Origin of the sequence: Ochrobactrum sp. XJ1, from assembly GCF_024701725.1 — a bacterium.
Taxonomy (GTDB): domain Bacteria; phylum Pseudomonadota; class Alphaproteobacteria; order Rhizobiales; family Rhizobiaceae; genus Brucella; species Brucella anthropi.
Genome location: NZ_VDGD01000008.1, coordinates 107,491 through 131,641 on the forward strand (window position 1 = coordinate 107,491; position 24,151 = coordinate 131,641).

Here is a 24,151-nt window from a genome sequence, read left to right on the forward strand (position 1 = left end):
ATTAAATAAGAAAAGAATATTAGGCGGAAAATATATACTTCCAGAATCAAGGCCTAATTAAGTCGTGCTTATAATAAGATTCGACGAGGTGACGTTTGACCCAACCTGTGCATCACGACCTGCCTGGCATGGAAATTTCAGCCGGTCGCGATTATGTTGGCTCAACTTTGTTTCGCGTATTCCCTATGCTGGAGCTGCAGGAAATACGCCGATATTTATGGAGACGGTGTTGAAGATTTTCATTTTCGGCAGTGTGAATGTGGATGTCAGCGCGCGGATGGCCGCACTGCCGCGTCCGGGGCAGACCGTGAATGCATCGGGCTATGGTATCGGCCTCGGTGGCAAGGGTGCCAATCAGGCGGTTGCGGTCGCCAAGATGGGCGGTGATATCCGCTTCGTCGGTGCTGTCGGCAACGATGCCTTCGGCGAACTGGCCTTGAAGCAGATGCAGGAATTCGGCCTTAACACCGAAAGCGTGCGCGTGATTGACGGCGTCGATACGGGCATGGCGATCATTCAGGTTGAAGAAGCCGGGCAGAACACGATTGCTGTTTGTGCCGGAGCCAATGCGTACTGGTCGGCTGCCGACATCAATGCCTATGCTGCCGATATTGCCAGGGCGAAGATTACGCTGTTGCAGCGCGAAGTTCCGCATGAGGCCAATCTGGCCGTGGCAAAAGCCGCGCGTGCGGCAGGCGGTAGTGTTTTGCTTGATCCGGCACCGGTGGGCGATGCAAGCCGTATGGCGGACCTGATTTCACTCAGCGACATCATCTCTCCCAACGAAACAGAAGCTGCTGAAATTACCGGTATCGAGCCGACCGATCTTGCTTCAGCGGAAGCCGCTGCGCGCAATCTTCTGGAGCGCGGGCCGAAGACGGTCATCGTCAAGCTTGGAAGCCGTGGTGCATTGCTGGTGACGGCGGACGAGGTCAAACACTTCGCACCGTTCAAGGTGGAAGTGGTGGATACGGTCGCAGCCGGTGACAGTTTCAACGGCGGTTTTGCAGTCGCTTTCTCGGAGGGCCAACCCTTGCATGATTGCGTGCGGTATGGTTCGGCTGCAGGTGCGATTGCAGTCACAAGAGCGGGCGCGGGGGCAGCTGCACCGACCGCCGAGGAAGTGGCGGCACTTCTGCAAATTAACGCCGAATGAAAATTCGGGGCATTTTGCGCCAGTTTCGCTCATTTTGAGCAGAAAACTGCGCAAAAACCTCCTGTCAAACATGGCGAAGAAGCCGCGAGAATAAGGTACTCGCGGCTTTTTTGTGGCTGAATTATGTCTCAGAGCATGATCCCGAAAAGTGGATACCGGTTTTCGGATAAGATCATGCTCAGAAAAAATCAGAGCGTTGCGAGGCGCTCGGTCAGCAGGCTGAAGAAGCCGTCTGCGTCCACATCCTTGATGAAGAGCGCATTCTTCGGTCGGTCGGTTACCTCCCACCAGTCGACGACTGTCTCGCCGATCGTCAGTTCCGAATTAATTTCGATTTCCACATTGCACTCGCGTCCGGAATAGAGTTCCGGCTTGATGAGATAGGCGATGACGTTCGGGTCGTGCAACGGGCCGCCGTCGGTGCCGTATTTGGCTTCGTCATAGCGCTCGAAGAATTCGAGCCATGCTGCAACCACTTCGCCGACATGCGTGCCAATGCCGCGAATGGCGGCGATGCGCTTTTCGGTGGTGAGCACCTTGTGTGTCACATCGAGCGGCATCATGGTGATCTTGATGCCGGATTTGAACACAACCGCAGCGGCATGCGGATCGACATAGATGTTGAATTCCGCCGACGGCGTGATGTTGCCGCCTTCGAAATAGCCGCCGCCCATCAGCACGATTTCCTTGACGCGCTCAGCAATCTTCGGCTCGCGGATCAGTGCGGATGCGATGTTGGTCAGCGGTCCCAGCGGGCAAAGCGTGACGGTGCCCGGTTCTTCCTTCATCAGCGTTTCGATGATGAAATCGACGCCGTGCTGTGTCTGCAGCGGCATGGTCGGCTTGGGCAGGTCGTAACCGTCGAGACCGGTCTTGCCGTGGACGTTTTCAGCCGTCACAAGCGGGCGCACCAGAGGACGGATGGAGCCTGCAAAAACCTTGGTTTCCGGCTTTTTGGCCACTTCACAGATTGTGCGGGCGTTGATTTCGGTGCGCGCCAGTGGGCCGTTGCCTGCCACTGCGGTGATGCCGAGAATGTCGAGTTCCGGGCTTGCCAAGGCCAGAAGAATGGCGACTGCATCGTCCTGACCGGGATCGGTATCGATAATGATTTTACGGGCCATGATGGTTTCCTGATGAGGGGATTTAGAGAGCGTTGCGCGTGGCACTGACCGTCTGGTCGACAAGCGCGCCGAAGGAGATTTTCGCCGGGCGGCGCATATAGGTGACGATGTCGTCGGCCAGCAGCGGCTTCGACCATCGTTCGGCGATGATGGCGGACCCGCGCTGGATGGCGATCATGCTCAGAATCTGCGCGGCATTGCAGTCGACGTCGTGGCCAATGCCGCAGACGATTTCGAGCGTGCGGTCGAAATCGCCTTCGCCGAACCAGAGCGCAATCACCTGTGCGGCTGCATTCGGATAGACGTGAATCCAGTTATATTCGGCATATTCCACATCGCATTTCGTCCATGCGTCCTGCCAGTTGCCGGCAGAACGGCAGGCGTCGAGTGCGAAGGCCAGAACTGCACCATATTCGGTGTCGGTTGAGAAAAGCGCTGCTGTCGAGACGAGCAATTCGCGCGTGTCGCTGACCGCAAAGGCGCGCGCCGCCATGACAGCATTGAAGACTTCGCCCAAAATACCGTTTCCGGCATGGGAGATTTCGGCGTCCATCCAGGCGAGGCGGGCAGCTTCGCGAGCGCGCCCCGGTACAACCATGCCACAGATTGTGCCGCGCATTTGTGCGCCGATCCATTCATCGAACGGATTGTCGGACCTGCCGGTTTCAGGCGCGGTGAGACCGCGCCGCATATTGGAAAGCGCGATTGCCTCCGCCGACCAGCCAAGCGGGATCAGCGACGTCCAGCGCTCGGCAATGTCGGCGCTGGTCACAGCAGACCCCTTGTCGCCGAAGGCTTCGAGAAATGCGATCTCGAAAGTGATGTCGTCATTATAGGTGTTTGGCTCGCGCACATAATCGTGGATCGGTCCGAAGACCTCGGCGATGTTTTCCGCCGTGTAGCCTTCGAGCGCCGTGCCAGCCGCAGCGCCCACGAGCTGCGCCATCCAGGCGGCAGCGGTGCGGTCGCGGAAATCATCGGACTGGACAGCATAGAGCACATCGTCAGGCCATTGAACGGCAGCGTCGAATTCGTCCCACGACCCATAGCGCACCGTCTTTTGCGACGGATGGTCCGGATCGGGCCGTGCAGCGCGCATGAGGACACGCAGGCGCATGTCGATGCGATACAGCGTTTCAAAGTCACCGCGTTCAAGTGCGGTCAGCCCGTCGCGAAGAAGCTCCTCATAGGGAGCAAGAACGAAGCCCTTGTTTTCCAGCGATTGCAGCGCACCGGCCATCAGACATTCAGGTGCTGCCGATCCCGGCACATTGCTTTTCCAGAACATGGCCATGAGATCGTCCTGCGCCTTCATGACGGCGCTTGCATCCCAGGTCTGTTCTTCCGCTGTGCGCACCACCGGTTTGGTGTCGCGCAGCAGATCGCGGGTCAATTCCCAAGCTTTCATTTCATTCTCATTTTTATGCATTTCAGGAGTTTTTCAATTGCTTTGCGCGCTGCTGACGGCGCGCCGCGTGGATCGTCAGCACAACGACCGGGACGAGATAAGGGATCATCTGCATCAGTTCGAATGGCAGGCCGAGGCTCTGAAGCGTGATGGCGAAAGATTCAGCCGCCGCGAGAACCAGGCTTGCCACAAGCGTGCCCCAGGCGGTTCCCTGTCCCATGACTTCCGCCGCAATGGCGATGAAACCGCGACCTGCAGTCATGTTCTGGGCAAACCATGTGACATAACCGAGCGACAGATAGGCACCGGCTGCACCGCCGAAGAGACCGGACAGAACAAGCGCCATCATCTGTACCCGGCCCGTATGGATACCGGCGGCGCGTGCCGATTTCGGATCGACGCCGGTGGCGCGCAGATGCAGGCCGAAGCGTGTGCGCATCATCAGGAGGCTGACCGCCGGGACAGCGAGAAGGGCGGCAAAGGTCAATATGTGGATATTGCCGATGAAAGGCACGGGGAGGCTTGGCAGAGCGCCGCTTTTCAACGCGCCCGACATGCCCTTGTCGCCCGTTGCAAGAAAAAGCCCGAGCGTCGTTGCCGCTGCAGCCGCGATGTTGAGTGCAATGCCGGTCATGATGAGATCAGTGCCAAGCCGGTTGACCGAAAGCGACATCAACCAGCCGAGAGCTGCACCTGTGATGAGCGCGGCCAGCAGGCCGACAGCCGGGCTGCCGGTGGCGGCACTGGCCAGAACGGCAATGAGCGCCGCCGACAGCATCATGCCTTCCATGCCGATATTGAGAACGCCTGCGCGGTCGGAAATCATCACGCCGAGTGCTGCCAGCAACAACGGTGTCGCCACGCGCAGGATGGTGCCGATGAAGGATGGATCGAGAATTTGTGCGAGAACCATGCTCATGGTTGTACTCCGGCCTGCACTACCGCTTGTTCTCCTTCGCGATTGCGAAGGTTGCGGATCAGCCGCAATACGGTCGGATGATTGTGAATGACGCTTGCCGTCGCGCCCACCATGATGGCGGCGGTCACAAGCCCCACCACTTCGGTCGGGATGTTCATGTTGCGGGCCAGAAGATCGCCGCCGATCTGCACGAAGCCAAGGAAAAGTGCGGACGGAATAAGCAGGAACGGATTTTCGCGCGCCAGAATGGCGACGACAAGGCCGGTCCAGCCATAGCCGGGCAGATCGAGCCAGGCAAAGCGGGCATGAAGGCCGAGCACTTCCAGCGCACCGGCCATGCCCGCCACCAGTCCGCCGACAATCTGGGCACGCATGATGATGCCCTTGAGTGGCAGGCCAAGATGATTGGCAAAGCCCGGACTGGAGCCTGCGATACGGATATTGAGGCCCGAGCGCGTCCAGTAAAGCCAGATGCCGCCAGCGATACAGGCCAGAATGGCAATGATCGAACCGCTGTTGAGACGCGTACCGGCGAGCAGACGGTCAAGCTTGGCATCCGGCGGAATCCTGAGCGACATCATCCCGCCCGCAGCCGGGTCGCGGATGACATAGTTGAGGACGAACAGGCCGAGAAACAGGAAGGCGTAGTTCAAAACGAGTGACGTCACCATTTCCGATGCGCCGAAACGCAGCCGCAGTGCTGCCGGAATGGTGCAGGCGAAACTGCCCGCAACCGCGCCGCAGAGGATCGCGACCGGCAGCGAGAACCAGCCAAGCGAAGGGAGCAGAACAGCGCCCGCCACAGCGCCGAGCGCGCCGAGGAAGAAGCCGCTTTCCGCGCCGAGATTGAACAGGCCGGAGCGGAACATGATGGTGATCGCAAGGCCGGTCAGCATGATCGGCGTTGCCGCTTCCACCACATTGCCCATATGGCGAATGCTGCCGAATGGTCCGAGGAAAAACGTCTTAAGAACCCCGGCGGGATTGTCCTGCATCAGCGCCAGCGGCACCAGAAGCACGGCCATGATGACGGCGATGACAAGCACGGTCAGGAAGAATGGAATGAGATAGGAAATCAGTCTGCGCATTACGCTGCAACTCTCTGCTTGAGCATGATCTCATCCAAAAACCGCGTTACACTTTTTGGAATCATGCTCGTGTCCCCAGCATATAAGGTCCAAGGACAGCCGGTGTGATGTCTGGCCCGTTTTCCATAACGGCAACGATGCGTCCGTTAAAAAGAACGATGATGCGGTCGCTGAGGCGCAGCAATTCATCGAGATCGGCGCTGACGAGCAGCACGGCGCAGCCGCCTTGCGCCACTTCGTCGATACGGCGATGCAGGAAGGCTGCCGCCGAAACGTCGATGCCGCGTGTTGGCTGGTCGGCGATCAGGAATTTCGGATTGGTGGCAAGTTCGCGCGCGGCGATGAGCTTTTGCGCATTGCCGCCGGAAAGGGAATCGAGCCGTTCGGTGATTGCGCCTGCGCGCACCGAATATTGCTTTATCATCCCGCTGACACGGGCCTTGATCGCATTCCAGCGCAGGAATGGCCCCCAGAAGATCTGCTTGTCGGCGGTAATTGATCCAGTTCCGGCGATCGCGTTTTCAGCGAGAGACAGGCCGGGTGCGCCACCTTGCGAAAAGCGGTCGGCTGGCAGATAGCCAAGACCTTGTCTACGCCAGCTTGCCGTATCAGCGCGCAGCATATCCTCACCGTTGAGGCTGATCGTGCCGCTGGCCGCTTCGGCAAGGCCGGAAAGCACCGATACGAGGCCGCGTTGGCCGCTGCCATCGACACCGGCGACGCCGACGATCTCGCCTGCACCGACGGTCAGGTTCACATCCTTGATGCGGTCTGCCGGGTCGGCTGCTTTTGTCGTAACGCCCTTCATGTCGAGAACGGTTTTCATTGCGCCGTGCTTGTGGGCGCGCTCCGGAATGTCGACCGCATGGCCCATCACCATCTGCATGATGGCATCGTCCGGCACGTCGGCAAGCTTTTCCGTGCCCGCAACCGCGCCCGCACGCAGCACGGTTACGCTTTCGGCCAGCTCGCGCACTTCGTTCAGCTTGTGGGAAATGAAGAGGATGGTAATGCCTTCGTCGCGCAGCGCCTTCAGCTTGCGCATCAGCTCCTCGATCTCCGGCGGAGAGAGAACAGCTGTCGGCTCGTCGAGGATCAGGAGCCTCGTGCGGCGCGCCAGCGCTTTCAGGATTTCAACCTTCTGCTGGGCGGCGACGGAAAGCGCGCCCGTGATCGCTTCGGGGTCAGCGTGCAGATCATATTGCTGCATCAGCGCTTCGACCATTTTGCGCGCGCTCACACGGTCGATCAGCCCTGCCTTCACCGGCTCATGGCCGAGAATGATGTTTTCGGTAACCGTCAGGGTCGGCACGAGCGAGAAATGCTGGTGCACCATACCGATGCCTTGTGCCGCAGCATCTTCCGGCGACCAGGACGCAATGTGCTGTCCATCGACGATGATTTCGCCTGCCGTGGCATTTTCGATGCCGAACAGGATTTTCATGAGCGTGGATTTGCCCGCACCGTTCTCGCCGCAAATGGCATGGATGGAGCCTGCGCGGATCGAAAAAGACACGTCGCGAAGCGCCTGCGTGCCGTTCGGATAGACCTTGCTCACATCGCGGAAGGCGACGATTGGGCGGAAGGCGACGATAGCATCGCCGCCTTCAATATTTTCAGCTGGATTTTCCACGATCAGGGACGAACCTTGTTGCGGATCGCGTTAAGATCCTCGGTGCTCATGCCGAATGCGGTCGGAACCGTGATCTTGCCTTCGGAAATCTCGTCGGAAGCCTTCTTGATGGCATCCTTCATTTCCTGGGTGGCCATGGAAGCCATGTTGCCGTCCTGCACGATGCCGACAGCGCCTTCCTTGAGGCCAAGCGCTTCCGCCTTGCCGAACGGCAGGTCGCCTGCCTTGAAACGTTCATAAGCTTGCAGAAGGCTTACATCGACATTCTTCAGAACGGAGCTGACGACCTGCTTGGCAATGGCCGGATCGCTATCCTTGAAGATCGCTTCCTGATCGGAATCGACGCCCAGAACATATTTGCCGGTTTCCTTGGCAGCCGAAAGCTGGCCGAGGCCGGTCTGCGAGGCGACGACGAAGCCGAGCGACACGTCGGAACGATACTGCGCGAGACCGAGTTCCTTACCCTTTGCGGCATCCATGAAGGATCCGGCATAGGAAATCGCGATCTTGGCATCAGGCATGACCGACTGCGCACCGGCAATGTAGCCGACGAGGAAGTCGTTGATGACCGGAATGTCCATGCCGCCGAGGAAGCCGAGATTTTTGCCTGTATCGCCGAGCTTGCCTTCCTTCAGGAGCGAAGCTGCCAGCATGCCGCCGAGATAGGAACCTTCGTTCTGCTTGTACTGGATGGAATAGACATTGTCGTAGCCGCCTTCTTCATAAGGCACGCTCGCATCATAGAGGATGTATTTCTTGTCGGGATATTGCTGGGCAACGGAGCCAACGGTTTCCGACATCTGGTAGGTGCCGCCGATGATCAGGTCCCAGTCCTGTTCGGACGCATCGAGGAACACCGGCTCCCATTTCGTCGGATCGTCGCCGATTTCGAGAATCTTGGTCTCGACGTCGTCGCCATACTTGTCCTTGATCATCTTCATGCCCTTGGCAGCGCTGTCGAAGAACGACTTGTCGCCGAGCGCGCCATTGATGATGAGCAGGATCTTGTCCTGAGCCTGTGCCGCCGTGGTGGCAAACGTGCCCATCGCCGTCGATGCGGCGAGAGCAAAGGCAAGGTGGATTATTCCCCGTCTGGTGGATTTGATCACAACAGAACTCCAATACTGTAGCGTTATAGAGATGGATTTTCTGCTTTGGATAATTTGCCTCCGCCCACAGAACCCCCACACCTGACAGCGATCAAACGCTGACGGCGTGTGTGAGTCAATCGCCAAACTTTTTGCCCGCTGTGGACAAAGCAAGTCTGTTGCGCGCAACGGGGCTAAAGCTTTCGATTATTTCAACAAAGCCTGATTTGGATGCCGCAGTGTCGGGTCGAATGGATTGAGCTTTTGCGAGATGATCGCCGCTTCCTTGCGCAGCAGTTCCGTCACCGTCTGCTGGCGCTTTTCGGTGAGGCGCGCGGCAAGCGTGCCGATGCTGAGCGCTGCCACGGCTTCACCGTCGCCGTTCAAAATTGGCACGCCGAGACCTGCCATACCGTCGATCATGTTGAAGTTGAAGGTTGCCGCACCGCTCTTGCGCACTTCCTCGATCATGATGCGCAGGTCGACCTCGTCCACTGACGATTTGTCCAGAATGCGGGGCATGTTGAAGCGTATGATCGCCTCGCGCTCTTCTTCAGGCAGGAAGGAGAGGATGGCGAGGCTACCCTGACCGATGCCGAGCGGCACTTTGCCGCCAATGTCGCCGGTAAAGGAGCGGATCGGAAACGGGCCTTCCACGCGGTCGAGGCAGACCGCATCGAAGTTGCTGCGTACCAGCAGGAAGACCGTATCGTTGAACGTTGTCGAAAGCCGCAGCAGTGACGGGCGCGCAATGCTCAATATGCCGTCGCGCTGGCGCGCCTGCGCCGCCATTGCGAAAAACTCCAGCGACAGGCGATAGGCTTTCTTGTCGGGAAGCTGTTCGACAAGATTTTCCGCAATCAGCGTCTTCAGCAGGCGATGGGTCGATGGCTGGCTGAGTTCGAGGTCCCGCGCCAGATCGATCAGCCGCACGCCATCCTCGGTGCTGGATGCCAGACCTTTCAAAATATGGATTGCCTTCACCAAACTTGAGTTAAGTGCGGCGCCGGATTTCGGATTCTCAGATATATCATCCATAAGATTGCTTCCAAATTCTGTATTTTGAAAGAAATATATAATTTCTTCCGGATATGGAAATTATAATTTGCATTCCTGCGGGATTTTCCGCCAACTGGAACCGTCGCCAATGGGAAGGTCCGGCAAGGTATTGCAACCAATGCTGTAAGCGGGTCGGCGGTTTTAACTTGACGCAATGGGGAACGCTGCGGCTGCGTTAGCGGCTGGATAATCACGCGTTCAAAAGACCCAAGGTCCGGTCAGCGCAGAAAATGCGCGATCAAGCCGCTCCCGCCAGCCAGCCCCGATGAAGAGGCGACGTGAGACAATATCACGGCGTTTCTGCTCCCTGTCATTCAGGAGGAGATTAGGCCGAGAGGGAGATGCAATGAGCTTTTTGACCCTTTCCGGAATTTCCCGCCACTACGGCAAGTTCGCGGCTGTCGACAATTTCAACTTGGCGATTGAAAAGGGCGAGTTCATTTCGCTTCTCGGTCCTTCCGGCTGCGGCAAGACCACGACCTTGCAGATGATCGCCGGGCTGGTGACGCCGACGGCAGGTTCCATCACGCTTGACGGACGTGAAATCACGCGCCTCGCTCCGGCCAAGCGTGAACTGGGCGTCGTTTTCCAGAGCTATGCACTCTTCCCGCATATGACGGTGGCGCAGAATGTGAGCTTCGGCCTCGAAATGCGCAAGGTGCCAAAGGCAGAGCGCGAAAAGCGCGTTCGCGACGTGCTGGAACTGGTGCATCTCAGCGCACTTGCCGATCGTTACCCGCGTGAAATGTCGGGCGGTCAGCGCCAGCGTGTGGCCATTGCCCGTGCGCTGGTCATCAATCCGCCGGTATTGCTGCTCGACGAGCCGCTTTCCAATCTCGATGCGCAGCTGCGTGAAGAAATGCAGTTCGAGCTGCGCCGCATCCAGCGCACTGTCGGCATTACCACCATCATGGTCACGCATGATCAGGCCGAAGCGCTTTCGATCAGCGATCGCATCGTGGTTATGGAAAAGGGCGTCATCACGCAGGTCGATGCGCCCTACAAGCTCTATGAGCATCCGCATAACCACTTCATTTCCAACTTCGTCGGCAAGTCGAACTTCCTGAAGGCGCGCGCTGAAGGCGATATGATCGCGCTGGCCGAAACGACAATCCGCTTCCCTGCAAATGGCAGACAGGTTTCCGGCGAGCTTTCCGTCTTCATCCGTCCTGAAAAGGTGCAGCTCGTTGCAGCGGGTGAGGGGCATGTCGCCGGTGAAGTGACGACGCGCTACTTCATGGGTGCGCAGTGGCTGCTCGGCGTGACAACGCCTGCGGGCCAGCTTTCGGTGGCCCTGCCCAATCTCGGCAACCCGCCGCCATCGGAAGGCACATCGGTCGGCCTTAGCTGGAACCATGAGGATTGCCGTATCCTCACCGCAGGGGTGAACTGAACATGTCGGCCGTCACCTCACAGGATACATCCGCCGCGCCCAAAGGGCAGCGCGATCTGACGCCGCTCTTTCTGGTCGGGCCGTCGACGCTTCTGTTCTTCGCGCTGGTGCTGCTGCCGCTCGGTCTCACCGTGCTGCTTTCATTCAACAGCTACAGCTATGACAAGGGCATCGAGAACGTCTACACGCTTGCCAATTATACGCAGGTTCTCAAAGACCCCTATTACCTCTCGATCTTCTGGCGCACGCTCAAGCTGGCGCTGATCACAACCGTCATCACGGTGCTGATCGGTGTGCCCGAGGCCTATATTCTTTCCAATATGCGCAAGCCATGGCGCTCGATCTTCCTTTTGGTCATCATCGGCCCGCTTCTGGTTTCGGTCGTGGTCCGCACATTTGGCTGGAGCATGTTGCTGGGGCGCAATGGCCTCGTGAACAGCGCGCTCGACATGGTCGGCCTGCCGACGACGCAAATCCTCTACAGCGAGACAGCCATCGTCATCGGTCTGGTGCATATCATGCTGCCATTCATGGTGATTCCGGTCTGGACCGTGCTGCAAAAGCTCGATCCGTCGGTGGAAGCCGCAGCGCTGACACTCGGCGCATCGCGCCTGACAGCACTTCGCCGTGTGGTGTTTCCGCAGGCAGTGCTTGGCATCCTGTCGGGCAGTCTCATCGTGTTTGCGCTTTCGGCCAGCTCTTTTGCCATTCCGGGCCTGCTCGGCGGGCGTCGTCTCAAGATGGCGGCAACGGTTGTCTATGACGAGTTTTTGATCGAGCTGAACTGGCCGCTGGGTGCTGCCATCGCCATCATCGTTCTGGTCGCCAATCTCGTGATCATGATTGCCTATAATCGTCTGCTCGAAGGGCAGGCCAAGAAGAAGCTGGGATAGAGCCATGACGAAGAACGGTCCTTTCGCTCTTTTCTTCCACACGCTGATCGTCATCTTCATGCTGGCGCCGATGGTTGTGGTGTGTCTGGTGGCCTTCACGCCGGAAAACACGCTGACAATGCCGTGGAACGGCCTTTCACTGCGCTGGTTCGCTGCCGTGTTTGCGCACAATGATTTCATGACCTCGTTCTATAACAGCGTGCAGCTGGCTTTCTTCTCGGCATCCATTTCGACGCTTCTGGCCGTGCCATCGGGGCTCGCGATTGCTCAGTATAATTTCCGTGGTCGCGATGCGTTGAACGCGCTTTTCCTGTCGCCGCTCATCATCCCGCATCTGGTTCTGGGCGTTGCATTCCTGCGCCTGTTCTCGCTGATGGGCTTTACCGGCTCCTTCGTCTGGCTGGTTGCGGCACATTCGATTGTCGTCACGCCCTATGCGCTGCGCCTTATCCTTGCTTCGCTTGGCAGCATGGATCGCAATGCGGAAAATGCGGCGCGCACGCTGGGTGCCGGTGAATGGACCGTGTTCCGTCGCGTCACCTTGCCATTGCTTGTGCCGGGTCTGTCGGGCGGCTGGCTGCTTGCCTTCATCAATTCGTTCGACGAACTCACCATGTCGATCTTCGTGACCTCGCCGTCCACGGTCACGCTGCCGGTCCGCATGTATATGTATGCCAGCGAATCCATCGACCCGATGATGGCAGCGGTGTCGGCCCTGATGATCCTCGTCGCCACCGTGACCATGATTATCATCGATCGCATGTTCGGCCTCGACCGGCTGCTGGTGGGCAAGGGTTGAGCAGGCAGATCATGACGATCCCGGTTTCCCCTTCGGCGGCTCAGTTCCGCAGACGGTATCGGCTGACTGAGCAGCCGATCAGCTTCTCGCTTGACGGCGTTTCCTTCGAGGGACGCCGTGGCGATACCGTGCTGACCGCCATTCTCTCCGTGCAGGGAAAGCTGCGTCATACCGAGTTTACCGGTGAGCCGCGGGCAGGCTTCTGCCTGATCGGCGCATGTCAGGATTGCCACGTCATGACGGCTGATGGCCACAAGCTTCGTGCATGCACCACGCTTCTGGAAGACGGCATGGCCTTTGTGACGGAGCCCGCGATATGAGTGCGGTTCCCAATCCGGTCATTGTGGGCGCTGGTCCTGCGGGCATTCGCGCCGCCGAAACGCTGGTCAAGGCGGGTCTCAAGCCTATCGTGCTCGACGAAGGTTTTCGTTCCGGTGGTCAGATCTATCGTCGCCCGCCGCTCGATGACGGGCGCAGCTATCGAAGCCGTTACGGGTCGGAAGCGCATAAGGCCGAAGCGCTGCACAAAACCTTCGACGCGTTGCGTAGCGTAATCGACTATCGCCCGGAAACACTGGTCTGGAATATCACGCGCGGTGAGGGTGATCGTCTCGATCTCCTGACCAAGGGTGTGCATAGCCAGCTGCCTTACAGCCATCTCATTCTGGCGACGGGTGCGACTGATCGGGTTCTGCCGTTCAAAGGCTGGACCAAGCCCGGCGTCTATACGCTTGGTGCATCACAGACCGCACTCAAGGCGCAAGGCTGCACGGTTGGCGAACGCGTGGTGTTCATGGGTTCAGGTCCGCTGCTTTATCTGGTCGCCTGGCAATATCATCATGCCGGTGCGAAGGTTGCAGCCGTGCTCGACACAGCGCCCTTCGCTTCAAAGTTTCATCTGGCACATCTGGCGCTCTATGCACCGCGCATTGTCGCTCTCGGCGCTTATTACGGCCTGCGACTGAAGCTTGGTGGCGTGCCGATCCATTATAATGTGCGACCAGATGAAGTTCTGGGCGAGGGCCATGTCGAAGCCATTCGCTATCGCACGGGCAAGCGTGTTCGCGAGGTTGAATGCGATGCGCTGGCCTATGGTTTTGCGCTGCGTCCCGAAACCCAGCTTGCCGATCTCGCCGGTTGCGAATTCCGCTTTGAAGAACGTGACCGCGCATGGCTTCCTGCTGCCGACAAGCTCGGCCGTTCAAGCCGCGAAGGTGTTTACGTGGCGGGCGATGGCGCGGGCATCGCGGGTGCGGATGCTGCTGAAATTCGTGGGTCATTGGCCGCGATGGCCTTGCTGCGCGACAGGAGCCTGCCGTTTGACGAAGGCACCGAACGCGGCCTTCTCGCAAAGCTCGATCATATCTATCGCGAGCGCCTGATCGTCGAAAAAGCTTTCCCGTTCCCGCGCGACTGGTTCGATACAATCGCAGGCGATGTCACGCTTTGCCGTTGCGAAGAAATCGCGGTGCGTGATGCCAAGACGGTTATCGGCAAGGGTGATGTGCGCGAGATCAACCGGCTCAAGGCGCTTACCCGTGTGGGGATGGGGCGTTGTCAGGGGCGCATGTGTACCGCTGCCGCCGCAGAACTTCTGGCGTCGATGCAGGACAAGGCGCCCGCAGAAGCGGGCCGCATCCGCGCCCAGGCACCGGTCAAGCCGATCCCGCTTGGCTTTGGCGCTCCGGCCAGAGAAGGCGCTTCGTCATGACAAAGCATCTTCAGGCCGATGTGGTCATTATTGGCGGCGGGATTGTTGGCGGTTCGGCGGCGCTTTTCATGCGTCAGGCCGGGCTGTCGGTCATTCTGCTCGACAAAGGCTTTTGCGGGGCGCAGGCAAGCGGCGTCAATTATGGCGGCGTTCGCAGGCAGGGTCGCGCGCCGGAACAGCTGCCGCTCGCACAGCGTTCGCACGCATTGTGGGCGCGTCTGCCGGAACTTATCGGCATCGATGGCGAATATATCCGCAGCGGCCATTTGAAACTTGCCCGCACGGAGGCGCATTTTGCAAAGCTTGAAGCCTATGCGGCTACAGTGCAGCCGCTTGGGCTCGATGTCGAGCTGATCGGTGGCAATGCCGTGCGAGAGCGTTTCCCATGGCTTCCGGGCAACGTCGCGGGTGCTTCGCTCTGCGCGGAAGATGGCCACGCCAATCCGCGTCTGGTCGCGCCTGCCTTTGCCCGCGCAGCACTTGCTGCCGGTGCCACGGTGCTGGAAAACACCCCGGTCATCGAAGCGCGTGAAACCGGCGATGGTTTTGCCATTCTGGCGGGAAACGGTATCGAAATCCGCTCGCGTCTCCTGTTCAATTGCGCCGGTGCATGGTCGGATCAGTTTGCGGCTTCATTTGGCGAGCCGGTGCCGCTCCAGCGCATCTATCCATCGATGGTTGTAACCGAGCCAATGCCGTTTCGCCTGCCGCTGAGCCTTGGCGAAGAGGGTGGCGGCTTCTATGGCCGTCAGGTCACGCGCGGCAATTATGTCATGGGCGGCGGACGCGGCACGCCGCTTGAAAACCCGGATTTTTCGCGGCCTTCGGTCAATGCGGCTTCATCGGTGATGCTGCGCGCCATCGAACTTTTCCCGCATCTGAAAAACGCCCAGGTTATCCGTTTCTGGTCCGGCACTGAATCGGAAATGCCGGACGACAATCCGGTGATCGGGCCAAGCAGCCGGGTCAAAAATCTCTTTCACGCCTTTGGATTTTGCGGCGCCGGTTTCCAGACCGGCCCGGCTGTGGGCGCCGTTCTTTGCGATCTCGCCGTTAAAGGCGAGACGGAAACACCGATCGATGCATTCCGCATCGACCGGTTCGATAAAAACTCAAACCACAAAGGGGAGTAGCATGAAAACTCAATTCACTAACAAGGCCATCACCAAGTCCGCCCTGTTGGCGCTCGGCCTGTCGGTCGCCTTTGCTTCCGCCGCATCGGCTGAAACCAAGACGCTCTATATCGGCATGAATGGCGGCAATATGGAGAAGGCCTATACCGAGCACGTTCTGCCGGAATTCGAAAAGGCCAATGACGTGAAGGTCGTTGTCGTGCCGGGCACTTCGGCGGATATTCTCGCCAAGGCAACCGCGCAGAAAGACAATCCGCAGATGCATGTCATGCTGCTCGACGACGGCGTCATGGTGCGCGCGATCAGTTCCGGCCTGTGCCAGAAGATTTCGGATGATCCGGTTCTGGCTGACATTCAGCCTGCCGCACGCCTCAAGGACGACATGGCCATCGGCATCGATATGGGCATGACCGGCATTGCCTATAACAAGAAGCTTTTCGACGAAAAGGGCTGGGCAGCACCGACCTCGTGGATGGACTTTGCCGACGAAAAATATGCGAACGCCGTCGTGTTCCAGTCGGCTTCCGCTTCGACTTTCGGCCTCCATGCCTTCCTGATGTTCAACCGCATTCAGGGCGGTGATGAAAAGAACCTCGAGCCGGGCTTCGAAAAATTCCCGGGCACAATCGGCAAGAACGTTCTGGAATACATTCCGTCATCGGCCAAGATTTCGGAAATGGTGCAGACCGGCGAGGCAGCGATCTTCCCGCTGACGCCGACGGGCGTCAACAATCTGAAGGCCAAGGGCATTCCGGTTGAATATGCACAGCCGAAGGAAGGCTCTGTCGTCCTCGCCGTGACCGAATGCGTGCTCGCAGGCAACAACGAACCGGAACTGAGCCAGAAGCTTGCTCACTATCTGCTTTCCGCCGATGCGCAGAGCAAGGCGCTCGACCATGGCAACCTCATTCCGTCGAACCAGAAGGCGAAGGCCGGTACGCCCGATGCGCAAGCCAAGCTCGACGCTTTCAACGGTTACATGAAGACAGCCAATACGCTCGACTGGGATGCCGTCAATGAAGGTCGCCAGCAGCTCAACAGCCGCTGGAACCGCACCATCGAAAAGTAAGATCAATATATGATCTGAGAAGCTCGCCTCGGGAAACCGGGGCGGGCTTTTTGCTGGAAAGCCGCTTACGCATCGCCCGCTGATATTGTAGCTTGCCCGCAAATCATCCGGGCAAATCGATGGATCGGGGCAAGCGTGAAAAAAGCGGCAGCATTCGCATTCCTTGGAATTCTGGTGGCGGCACCTGCACTTGCCGAAGATAATTGGAAAGCCGTCGAGGAAATCAAGACCTACGCCATTGCCGGGAAAACCGGTCCCGAACTTTATGAATCCATCGGCGAGCGTGGCCCGAAGATCGGCGGCGGCAAAACCCGCGTCATAGCCCATACCAGCTATGTGCTGACCTGGGACCGGAAGTTCGACCGCTCCAACAATGCCTGCACGATCCTGTCCGCCACGCCGAAGCTGAAGATCACCTATACGCTGCCGAAGCCCTCGCAGAAGCTCAATTCCCCGGTGAAAGAACACTGGGAAACTTTCTCCGAAGGCATCCGCAAGCATGAGCTTGTGCATGGCGACCATGCCAAGGACATGACGCGCGAGATCGTGCGCCGGACCGTTGGCCTGTCGGTTCCAAACGATCCGAAATGCCAGAAAATCCGCAAGGTGCTGATCAAGGAAATCACCGATATGGTGGACGTCCAGCGCGCTCAGGGCCGCGCCTTCGACAAGGTCGAGATGGGCAATGGGGGCAATGTCCATCAGCTTATTCTGGCGCTGGTGAACGGTGGCTGATTTTTCGTCAATAGCCTGTGCTTCGCACAGAAATCCGCTCTTTTGAACCAGATGGAACATTTCTGATATCCTTGTAATAAAGGCTTTCATGCGTTTGTTCAAACAGAACCGATTGACTTCCTAACCAGTTAGTACATTTTAGAGAGATGGCGCAGCTGACCGATGCGATTCCGTTCTGAAGCGGGATGGATGAGGAGGATTGATTGCTGGTCACGATGAGGCACATGCCGGAGACCGGAATGGTTTTCTGGCAGGGCTTTCGTTGCGATGGTCGGCCCGGATCGGTCAAGGACTGTGGGGAAAGCGATGTTTCGCCTCGGGATGTATGGGACATCCCGCCGGTGATGCCGGGTCGCTTTCACCCGAAACCCGAAAAGGGGCGGCAGTCTTTAAGTAATGCGCCGGGAGGAGGAACATGAAAGCTTTAGTCGATTTCTATTTTACCGCGGCGCGGTTCGCCATTGCCTGCCTTCTTGGTTGCATGGTCGTGCTCGTGTTCGGCAATGTGGTGCTGCGCTATGCCTTCAATCAGGGCATAACGGTTTCAGAAGAACTGTCGCGCATCTTCTTCATCTGGCTCACCTTTCTTGGCGCAGTGGTCGCCATGCGCGACCATGCGCATCTGGGCGTGGATTCGCTGGTGCGCCGCCTGTCGCCTACGGGCGCGCGCATTGCGCTGGTCGCCGGCCATATCATGATGTTCGGCGCGACATGGCTGGTTCTTTCGGGAAGCTGGACGCAGACACTCATCAATATTCCGACGCTGGCCCCGGCGACAGGCATGTCGATGGGCTGGTTTTATGGCGCAGGGCTGGCCTTTGCAGTCCCCGCACTCCTGATCATTGCGTGGAACGGTTTCGGCATCGCAACCGGGCGGATCGATGTCGCCGGGACGCATTTCGTGACGGATAGCGAGGAGCATGTCACGCCCGTCTCGACCGATGAAAATCGCAAGTAGGGCGCGCCGACCATGACCTTGCTCATCTTTCTTGCCGCCCTTCTGGTTCCGATGGCGCTTGGCGTCCCTGTTGCCTTCGCGCTCATCATCAGCGGTGCGGCGCTGATGATGTATATGGATTTGTTCGACGCCCAGATCGTGGCGCAGAACGTGCTGAACGGCGCCGACAGTTTTCCGCTGATGGCCGTTCCGTTCTTCCTGCTTGCCGGGGAAATCATGAATGCGGGCGGCCTTTCGCGTCGCATCGTCAATCTGGCGCTGGTCATGGTGGGGCATGTGCGCGGCGGTCTCGGTTTCGTCGCGATCTTTGCAGCCTGTGTGATCGCAAGCCTTTCGGGTTCGGCAGTTGCCGATGCGGCAGCGCTCGGCGCATTGCTGTTTCCGATGATGCGCAATGCCGGACACGAGCCGGGTCGCGCCGCCGGGCTGATCGCCTCGGCATCGATCATTGCTCCGGTCATCCCGCCCTCTATCGGTTTCATCCTGTTTGGCGTGGTCGGCGGCGTTTCGATCACCAAACTGTTCCTGGCGGGGATTTTCCCCGGCCTGATGATTGCCGTTGCGCTGTGCGTGACCTGGTTCATCCTCGCGCGTCGCGAACAGTTCGAACTGCCGAAGAAAGCTGAACCCGGTGCACGGATGCGGGCTTTCCTCGACAGTATCTGGGCCTTGATGCTGCCGGTCATCATCATTGTCGGCCTTCGCTTCGGTGTGTTCACGCCGACGGAAGCGGGCGTGGTTGCCGCTGTCTATTCGCTGTTCGTCGCAACCGTGATCTATCGGGAATTGCCGCTTTCAAGGCTCTATCCGGCAATGGTCGATGCAGCGAAAACGACCGCCGTGGTGATGTTCCTCGTTGCCAGCGCCAGCGTTTCGGCCTGGATGATTACGGTTGCCGATGTGCCGGGTGAACTGGCCGAACTTGTGCGGCCTTTGATGGATAACCAGACGCTGCTGCTGCTTGCCATCATGCTCTTGGTTGTTCTCGTCGGCATGGCCATGGACATGACCCCGACAATCCTGATCCTGACGCCGGTGCTGATGCCGATCATCAAGGAGGCGGGCATCGATCCGGTCTATTTCGGTGTGCTGTTCATCATCAACAATTCCATCGGCCTCATCACCCCGCCTGTCGGCACGGTGCTGAATGTGGTGTGCGGCGTCGCGCGCCTGCCGTTTGAGAAGGTGATGACGGGCGTGCTGCCGTTTCTGATTGCGCAGCTGGTGGTGCTTTTCCTGATGGTACTGTTCCCGCAACTGGTGACGGTCCCGATGAACTGGTTCCATTAAATCAGAGCATGTCTCCCGAAAGTGGAAACCGGTTTCGGGAGACATGCGTAAAAACAGAGACAGAATTTTTGAGTGGGAGGAAGACATGAAGAAAATACTGAAGACAATGGCACTGGGCGTGGTGCTGCCGCTGGCACTGATGACGACCACCGCCATGGCTGAAATCCGTTCGCAGACAATCAAGTTTGCTGCCGCCAACAGCAAGGGCCATCCGCAGGTCACGGGCATGGAGAAATTTGCCGAGCTGGTGAAGGAAAAGAGCGGCGGGCAGATCAATGTGAAACTGTTCCCCGGCGGTGTTCTGGGCAGCGATCCGCAGACGCTTTCCGGCTTGCAGGGCGGCGTCGTGGAAATGACGGTGATGAATGCGGGCATCCTGTCCAGCACCGTCAAGGCATTCGAAGCGGTTGATTTGCCATTCCTGTTCAACAGCGGCGAGGAAGCCGACAAGGTCATGGATGGCCCCTTCGGCACCAATTTGATGAAACGCCTGCCCGATACGGGTCTGATCGGGCTTGCCTATTGGGAACTCGGTTTCCGCAATCTGACCAACAACCGTCATCCGGTCGCAAAGCTGGAGGATATTGCCGGGCTGAAGATCCGCACCCTGCAATCGCCGGTTCCGGTTGCCCTGTTCAATGCACTTGGCGCCAATGCGGTGCCGCTGCCCTATACCGAGCTTTATACGGCGCTTGAAACCGGTACGGTGGATGGGCAGGAAAATCCCAATGCCAACATCATCAATGCCAAATTCTACGAAGTGCAGAAATATCTGACACTGACCCGCCACCAGTATAATCCGCAGATCGTCATGATCAGCAAGAAGTTCTGGGATCGCCTCAACGATGAGGAAAAAGCGGTGATCGAACAGGCGGCGGTCGAGGCGCGGGACTATCAGCGCAAGGTCTCGCGCGAGCAGGATGCGACGGCGCTGGACGAGATCAAGAAGACCGGCATGCAGGTTACCGAGCTTACGCCGGAAGAAACCACGCGCCTGCGCGATGCGGTAAAGCCGATCATCGACAAGTTTACCGCCGAAATCGGTGCAGAAACGGTCGATGAACTCTTTGCCGAATTGAAGAAGGTACGCGGCGAAAACTAAAACAGTACGGCTGAATATCTTGCCGATACTGAACTAGATGGTTCCGGGCCGATTTGTCCGGAACCGCCAGTGGACTCCGGTCTGGCCGGAGACAGGAGTGTGACATGAGGACTTCGATAGCAACCGTCTCCATCAGCGGCGATCTCCAGCAGAAACTGGGGGCCATCGCCAAAGCCGGTTTCGACGGGGTCGAGATTTTCGAGAACGATTTTCTCACCTTTGACGAAAGCCCGCGTCAGGTGGGCCAGATGGCGCGCGACCTTGGCCTGGAGATCACACTTTTCCAGCCATTCCGTGATTTTGAAGGTATGCCGGAGCCTTTGCGCAGCCGCACTTTCGATCGGGCGGAACGCAAGTTCGACCTCATGCAGGAGCTGGGCACCGATCTCGTTCTGGTCTGCTCCAACGTGTCGCCAGCTGCCATTGGTGGCATCGACCGCGCCGCGGACGATTTTCGCGAGCTTGGCGAAAGAGCGGCACGGCGCAATCTGCGCGTCGGTTATGAGGCCCTCGCCTGGGGTCGCCATATCAGCGACCATCGCGATGCATGGGAGATCGTGCGCCGCGCCGATCATCCCAATGTCGGCCTTATCCTCGACAGTTTTCATACTCTGGCGCGCAAGATCGACGTGAACTCGATCCGCTCCATTCCGAAGGACAAGCTTTTCATCATCCAGATGGCCGACGCGCCACTGATCGATATGGATCTGCTTTACTGGAGCCGCCATTATCGCAACATGCCGGGCGAGGGTGACCTGCCGGTGCTGGATTTCATGCGTGCGGTGGCTGCGACCGGCTATGACGGTTATTTCTCTCTCGAAATCTTCAACGACCAGTTCCGTGGCGGATCGCCAGCCACCATCGCCGCCGATGGACGCCGCTCGCTGATCTATCTTGGCGATCAGGTTCGCCGGGTCGAGCCGGACAACAAGCTGACGGTTGCTGCCATGCCGCCCCGCGCAAAGGTGCACCGTGTCGGCTTTGTCGAGTTTGCCACCCATGCCGATGATGCCGAACGGCTGGTTTCCGCAGTTGGTGCGCTGGGCTTCAAACTCGCTGGCAGGCATCGCACGAAGGACGTTGCGCTCTACCGGCAGGGCGACATCAACCTCGTCATCAATACGGATACGCGCGGCTTCGCCAGCTCGGCCTATGCCGTCCATGGCACTGCTGCCTATGCCATGGCGCTCGTCGTGGACGATGCGGCTGAGGCCCATGCCCGCGCAGTGGCCATGGGCGCGGAAAGTTTTGAGCAACCGCTCGATCCGGGCGAAATCGGTATGCCCGCCATTCGTGGCGTTGGCGGCGGGCTGGTCTATTTCCTCGATGAGAAGACCGATCTCGGCCGTATCTTTGATATCGAGTTCGAGCCGGTCGCAGGCAATGATACAGGGACCAGTGTCGGTCTCACCCATATCGATCACGTTGCCCAGACGATGAAGTTCGATGAACTTCTGACCTGGCTGCTTTTCTATACTTCGCTCACGGAATCGCGGAAGTCGCCCATGGTCGATATCGTCGATCCGGGCGGTGTCGTGCGCAGTCAGGTGGTGGAAAACGACGAGGGAACGCTGCGCATCACGCTCAACGGTGCGGAAAACCGTCGCACACTGGCCGGTCGCTTCATTGCCGAGACCTTCGGGTCGGGCATCCAGCATCTGGCCTTTGCGACGGATGATATCTTCGCGACGGCTGCGGCTTTGCGCGACAACGGCTTCCATACGCTGGAAATCTCGCCGAATTATTACGACGATCTGGAAGCACGTCTCGGTCTCGATCCGGAATTCACCGACCGGCTCAAGGCCGCGAACGTGCTTTATGATCGCGATGAGAGCGGGGAATATTTCCAGCTTTACAGCCCGACCGACGATCAGGGCTTCTTTTTCGAAGTCGTGCAGAGGCGAGGCTACAAGGGATATGGCGCAGCCAATGCGATCTTCCGCATTGCGGCGCTGCGGCGATACATGCGTCCGGCGGGCATGCCAAAAAGTGCTGTGGCACTCTGAACGCTGAAGGGGGAGGACTATGGCAAAGGCACTCGCCAAGGCGCAGCCGCGCAAGAACGATCCTGACGCAACGCGCGAGAATATTCTCGATGTCGCGGCGCGGGAGTTCGTGGCATCGGGTTTCTCCGGCGCGCGCGTGGATGAAATCGCGGCGCAGACCCGCACGTCCAAGCGCATGATCTACTATTATTTCGGCAGCAAGGATGGGCTTTATCTCGCTGTGCTGGAACGGGCCTATGGCAAGATACGCACGCTTGAAAGCTCACTGTCGCTCGACGATCAGGACCCGGAATCCGCCATGCGCAGTCTGGTGGAAAGCACTTTCGACCATGACGATGCCAATCCGGATTTCGTGCGGCTCGTTGCGGTGGAAAATATTCACCGCGCCGAACATATGGAACGCTCCGATGTTCTGTCGCGCCAGAATGTAACCATTCTGGAAACGATCGAGAAAATCCTTGAGCGCGGGCGCGAGCAGGGCATCTTTCAACGGCGCATTTCAGCGCTCGACCTTCACATGCTGATCAGTGCGCAATGCTTCTTCCGTGTGTCCAACAGACATACGTTCGGCGCGATTTTCGGCACCGATCTGATGGCCTCCGACGTGAAGGCACGGCATCGCCGCCTGATCAGCGATACGATCATCGCTCTTTTGAAAAGCCCGGAATAACGAGGATCGACATGTCGTCCGATCCTGCGGAGATGAGAATTGATAAGTGAAGTGACCAAACGTCGTGTGCATGTGGGTCTGATCGGCGCAAATATTCAACGTTCGCTTTCGCCGGCAATGCATATGCGGGAAGGCGAGGCCGCCGGGCTGGCCTATCGCTACGACATTATCGACATCGCCGAGAACGGGCGTTCGGAACGCGATCTGCCAGCCCTTGTCGCGGAGGCCGAAGCTGCAGGATTTGCCGGGCTCAATATCACCCATCCCTGCAAGCAGGCTGCGGTGGCGCTGGTCGATGAACTTTCGCCCCATGCCTTGGCCCTGCAATCGATCAACACGGTGGTGTTCTCCGATGGCAGGCGCATCGGTCACAATACCGACTGGTGGGGCTACGCTGAAGGGTTTCGCCGCGGCCTGCCGGATGCATCGTTGGAGCGTGTCGTGTTGCTCGGTGCAGGCGGGGCGGGCGTTGCCGTTGCCTATGCGCTGGCGGAAATGGGCGCACGGGAGGTCCATATCTTCGACCTCGATGCCGCGAAGGTCGATGCGGTAATTGGCAAGCTTGTTTCGGTGCAGCCGCAATGCAGTTTCATTGCCGGGGCCGATCTGGAGGAGACACTGGCACAGGCCTCGGGTCTGGTCCATGCAACGCCAACGGGCATGGACGCGCATCCGGGTCTGCCGCTTGCGCCTGAGCTGGTGCAGCCGCACCTCTGGGTTTCGGACATTGTTTATTTCCCTCTGCAGACGGCGCTTGTCCGGCTTGCCAGGGAGCGCGGATGCCGCGTGCTCGACGGCGGCGGCATGGCTGTGTTTCAGGCGGTCGGCGCGTTTGAACTCTTCAGTGGCATCAAGGCCGAGCCGGACCGAATGCTCGCCCATTTCGCGCAGTTGCAGGCGCGGAGCTAGTCTGTTCC

General features: G+C 58.6%; 22 protein-coding genes. 15 read left to right on the forward strand and 7 right to left on the reverse strand.

The window, feature by feature from the left end:
• Nucleotides 1-217 precede the first annotated feature (217 nt).
• Nucleotides 218-1,156, forward strand: coding sequence for a ribokinase (rbsK, locus tag FG152_RS15715; protein ID WP_010660546.1), 939 nt, complete (start codon nt 218-220; stop codon nt 1,154-1,156).
• A 188-nt stretch (nt 1,157-1,344) separates the two neighbouring features.
• On the opposite strand, the gene FG152_RS15720 is transcribed toward rbsK, so the two are convergent.
• From FG152_RS15720 to FG152_RS15750, 7 genes are all read right to left on the reverse strand, one after another.
• Nucleotides 1,345-2,280 (reverse strand): nucleoside hydrolase, encoded by a 936-nt coding sequence (locus FG152_RS15720; protein WP_029376159.1) that lies wholly within the window; start codon nt 2,278-2,280, stop codon nt 1,345-1,347.
• A 22-nt stretch (nt 2,281-2,302) separates the two neighbouring features.
• Nucleotides 2,303-3,688: an ADP-ribosylglycohydrolase family protein gene (locus tag FG152_RS15725; protein ID WP_029376160.1), complete on the reverse strand. Its 1,386-nt coding sequence runs from the start codon at nt 3,686-3,688 to the stop codon at nt 2,303-2,305.
• A 22-nt stretch (nt 3,689-3,710) separates the two neighbouring features.
• On the reverse strand, nt 3,711-4,607 hold the full coding sequence (locus tag FG152_RS15730; RefSeq protein ID WP_010660549.1) for an ABC transporter permease: 897 nt from the start codon (nt 4,605-4,607) through the stop codon (nt 3,711-3,713).
• Nucleotides 4,604-5,695, reverse strand: a complete 1,092-nt coding sequence (locus FG152_RS15735) for an ABC transporter permease (RefSeq protein ID WP_010660550.1) — start codon at nt 5,693-5,695, stop codon at nt 4,604-4,606. Before FG152_RS15735 ends, FG152_RS15730 begins: the two co-directional genes overlap by 4 nt.
• Nucleotides 5,696-5,756: 61 nt before the next feature.
• Nucleotides 5,757-7,328 (reverse strand): ABC transporter ATP-binding protein, encoded by a 1,572-nt coding sequence (locus FG152_RS15740; protein ID WP_010660551.1) that lies wholly within the window; start codon nt 7,326-7,328, stop codon nt 5,757-5,759.
• Between the two features lie 2 nt (nt 7,329-7,330).
• A complete protein-coding gene (locus FG152_RS15745; RefSeq protein WP_010660552.1) occupies nt 7,331-8,437 on the reverse strand; it encodes a BMP family ABC transporter substrate-binding protein in 1,107 nt (368 codons plus the stop codon).
• A 186-nt stretch (nt 8,438-8,623) separates the two neighbouring features.
• Nucleotides 8,624-9,454: an IclR family transcriptional regulator gene (locus FG152_RS15750; protein ID WP_010660553.1), complete on the reverse strand. Its 831-nt coding sequence runs from the start codon at nt 9,452-9,454 to the stop codon at nt 8,624-8,626.
• A 367-nt stretch (nt 9,455-9,821) separates the two neighbouring features.
• On the opposite strand from FG152_RS15750, the gene FG152_RS15755 reads away from it, so the two are divergent.
• From FG152_RS15755 to FG152_RS15820, 14 genes are all read left to right on the forward strand, one after another.
• Nucleotides 9,822-10,868, forward strand: coding sequence for an ABC transporter ATP-binding protein (locus tag FG152_RS15755; RefSeq protein WP_029928672.1), 1,047 nt, complete (start codon nt 9,822-9,824; stop codon nt 10,866-10,868).
• Between the two features lie 2 nt (nt 10,869-10,870).
• Complete coding sequence (locus FG152_RS15760; protein ID WP_010660555.1) at nt 10,871-11,761, forward strand: ABC transporter permease; 891 nt, start codon at nt 10,871-10,873, stop codon at nt 11,759-11,761.
• 4 nt (nt 11,762-11,765) lie between these two features.
• Entirely contained in the window at nt 11,766-12,560 is a 795-nt protein-coding gene (locus FG152_RS15765; RefSeq protein WP_010660556.1) for an ABC transporter permease, read from the forward strand.
• 11 nt (nt 12,561-12,571) lie between these two features.
• Nucleotides 12,572-12,880 carry a (2Fe-2S)-binding protein gene (locus tag FG152_RS15770; RefSeq protein ID WP_010660557.1) on the forward strand — a complete coding sequence of 103 codons (309 nt, stop codon included), beginning with the start codon at nt 12,572-12,574 and terminating at the stop codon, nt 12,878-12,880.
• A complete protein-coding gene (locus FG152_RS15775; protein WP_010660558.1) occupies nt 12,877-14,271 on the forward strand; it encodes an FAD/NAD(P)-dependent oxidoreductase in 1,395 nt (464 codons plus the stop codon). Before FG152_RS15770 ends, FG152_RS15775 begins: the two co-directional genes overlap by 4 nt.
• On the forward strand, nt 14,268-15,404 hold the full coding sequence (locus FG152_RS15780) for an NAD(P)/FAD-dependent oxidoreductase (protein ID WP_010660559.1): 1,137 nt from the start codon (nt 14,268-14,270) through the stop codon (nt 15,402-15,404). Before FG152_RS15775 ends, FG152_RS15780 begins: the two co-directional genes overlap by 4 nt.
• Before the next feature lies 1 nt (nt 15,405).
• On the forward strand, nt 15,406-16,473 hold the full coding sequence (locus tag FG152_RS15785; protein ID WP_010660560.1) for an ABC transporter substrate-binding protein: 1,068 nt from the start codon (nt 15,406-15,408) through the stop codon (nt 16,471-16,473).
• Between the two features lie 135 nt (nt 16,474-16,608).
• Nucleotides 16,609-17,208 carry a DUF922 domain-containing Zn-dependent protease gene (locus tag FG152_RS15790; RefSeq protein ID WP_010660561.1) on the forward strand — a complete coding sequence of 200 codons (600 nt, stop codon included), beginning with the start codon at nt 16,609-16,611 and terminating at the stop codon, nt 17,206-17,208.
• A gap of 415 nt (nt 17,209-17,623) precedes the next feature.
• Complete coding sequence (locus tag FG152_RS15795; protein WP_010660562.1) at nt 17,624-18,166, forward strand: TRAP transporter small permease; 543 nt, start codon at nt 17,624-17,626, stop codon at nt 18,164-18,166.
• 12 nt (nt 18,167-18,178) lie between these two features.
• Nucleotides 18,179-19,456, forward strand: a complete 1,278-nt coding sequence (locus FG152_RS15800; RefSeq protein WP_010660563.1) for a TRAP transporter large permease subunit — start codon at nt 18,179-18,181, stop codon at nt 19,454-19,456.
• A gap of 85 nt (nt 19,457-19,541) precedes the next feature.
• A complete protein-coding gene (locus FG152_RS15805) occupies nt 19,542-20,558 on the forward strand; it encodes a TRAP transporter substrate-binding protein (RefSeq protein ID WP_010660564.1) in 1,017 nt (338 codons plus the stop codon).
• Nucleotides 20,559-20,662: 104 nt separating this feature from the next.
• Nucleotides 20,663-22,564, forward strand: coding sequence for a bifunctional sugar phosphate isomerase/epimerase/4-hydroxyphenylpyruvate dioxygenase family protein (locus tag FG152_RS15810; RefSeq protein ID WP_010660565.1), 1,902 nt, complete (start codon nt 20,663-20,665; stop codon nt 22,562-22,564).
• A gap of 19 nt (nt 22,565-22,583) precedes the next feature.
• Nucleotides 22,584-23,234, forward strand: a complete 651-nt coding sequence (locus tag FG152_RS15815; protein WP_010660566.1) for a TetR/AcrR family transcriptional regulator — start codon at nt 22,584-22,586, stop codon at nt 23,232-23,234.
• Between the two features lie 39 nt (nt 23,235-23,273).
• Nucleotides 23,274-24,143, forward strand: coding sequence for a shikimate dehydrogenase (locus tag FG152_RS15820; protein ID WP_010660567.1), 870 nt, complete (start codon nt 23,274-23,276; stop codon nt 24,141-24,143).
• The last annotated feature ends 8 nt before the right edge of the window (nt 24,144-24,151 follow it).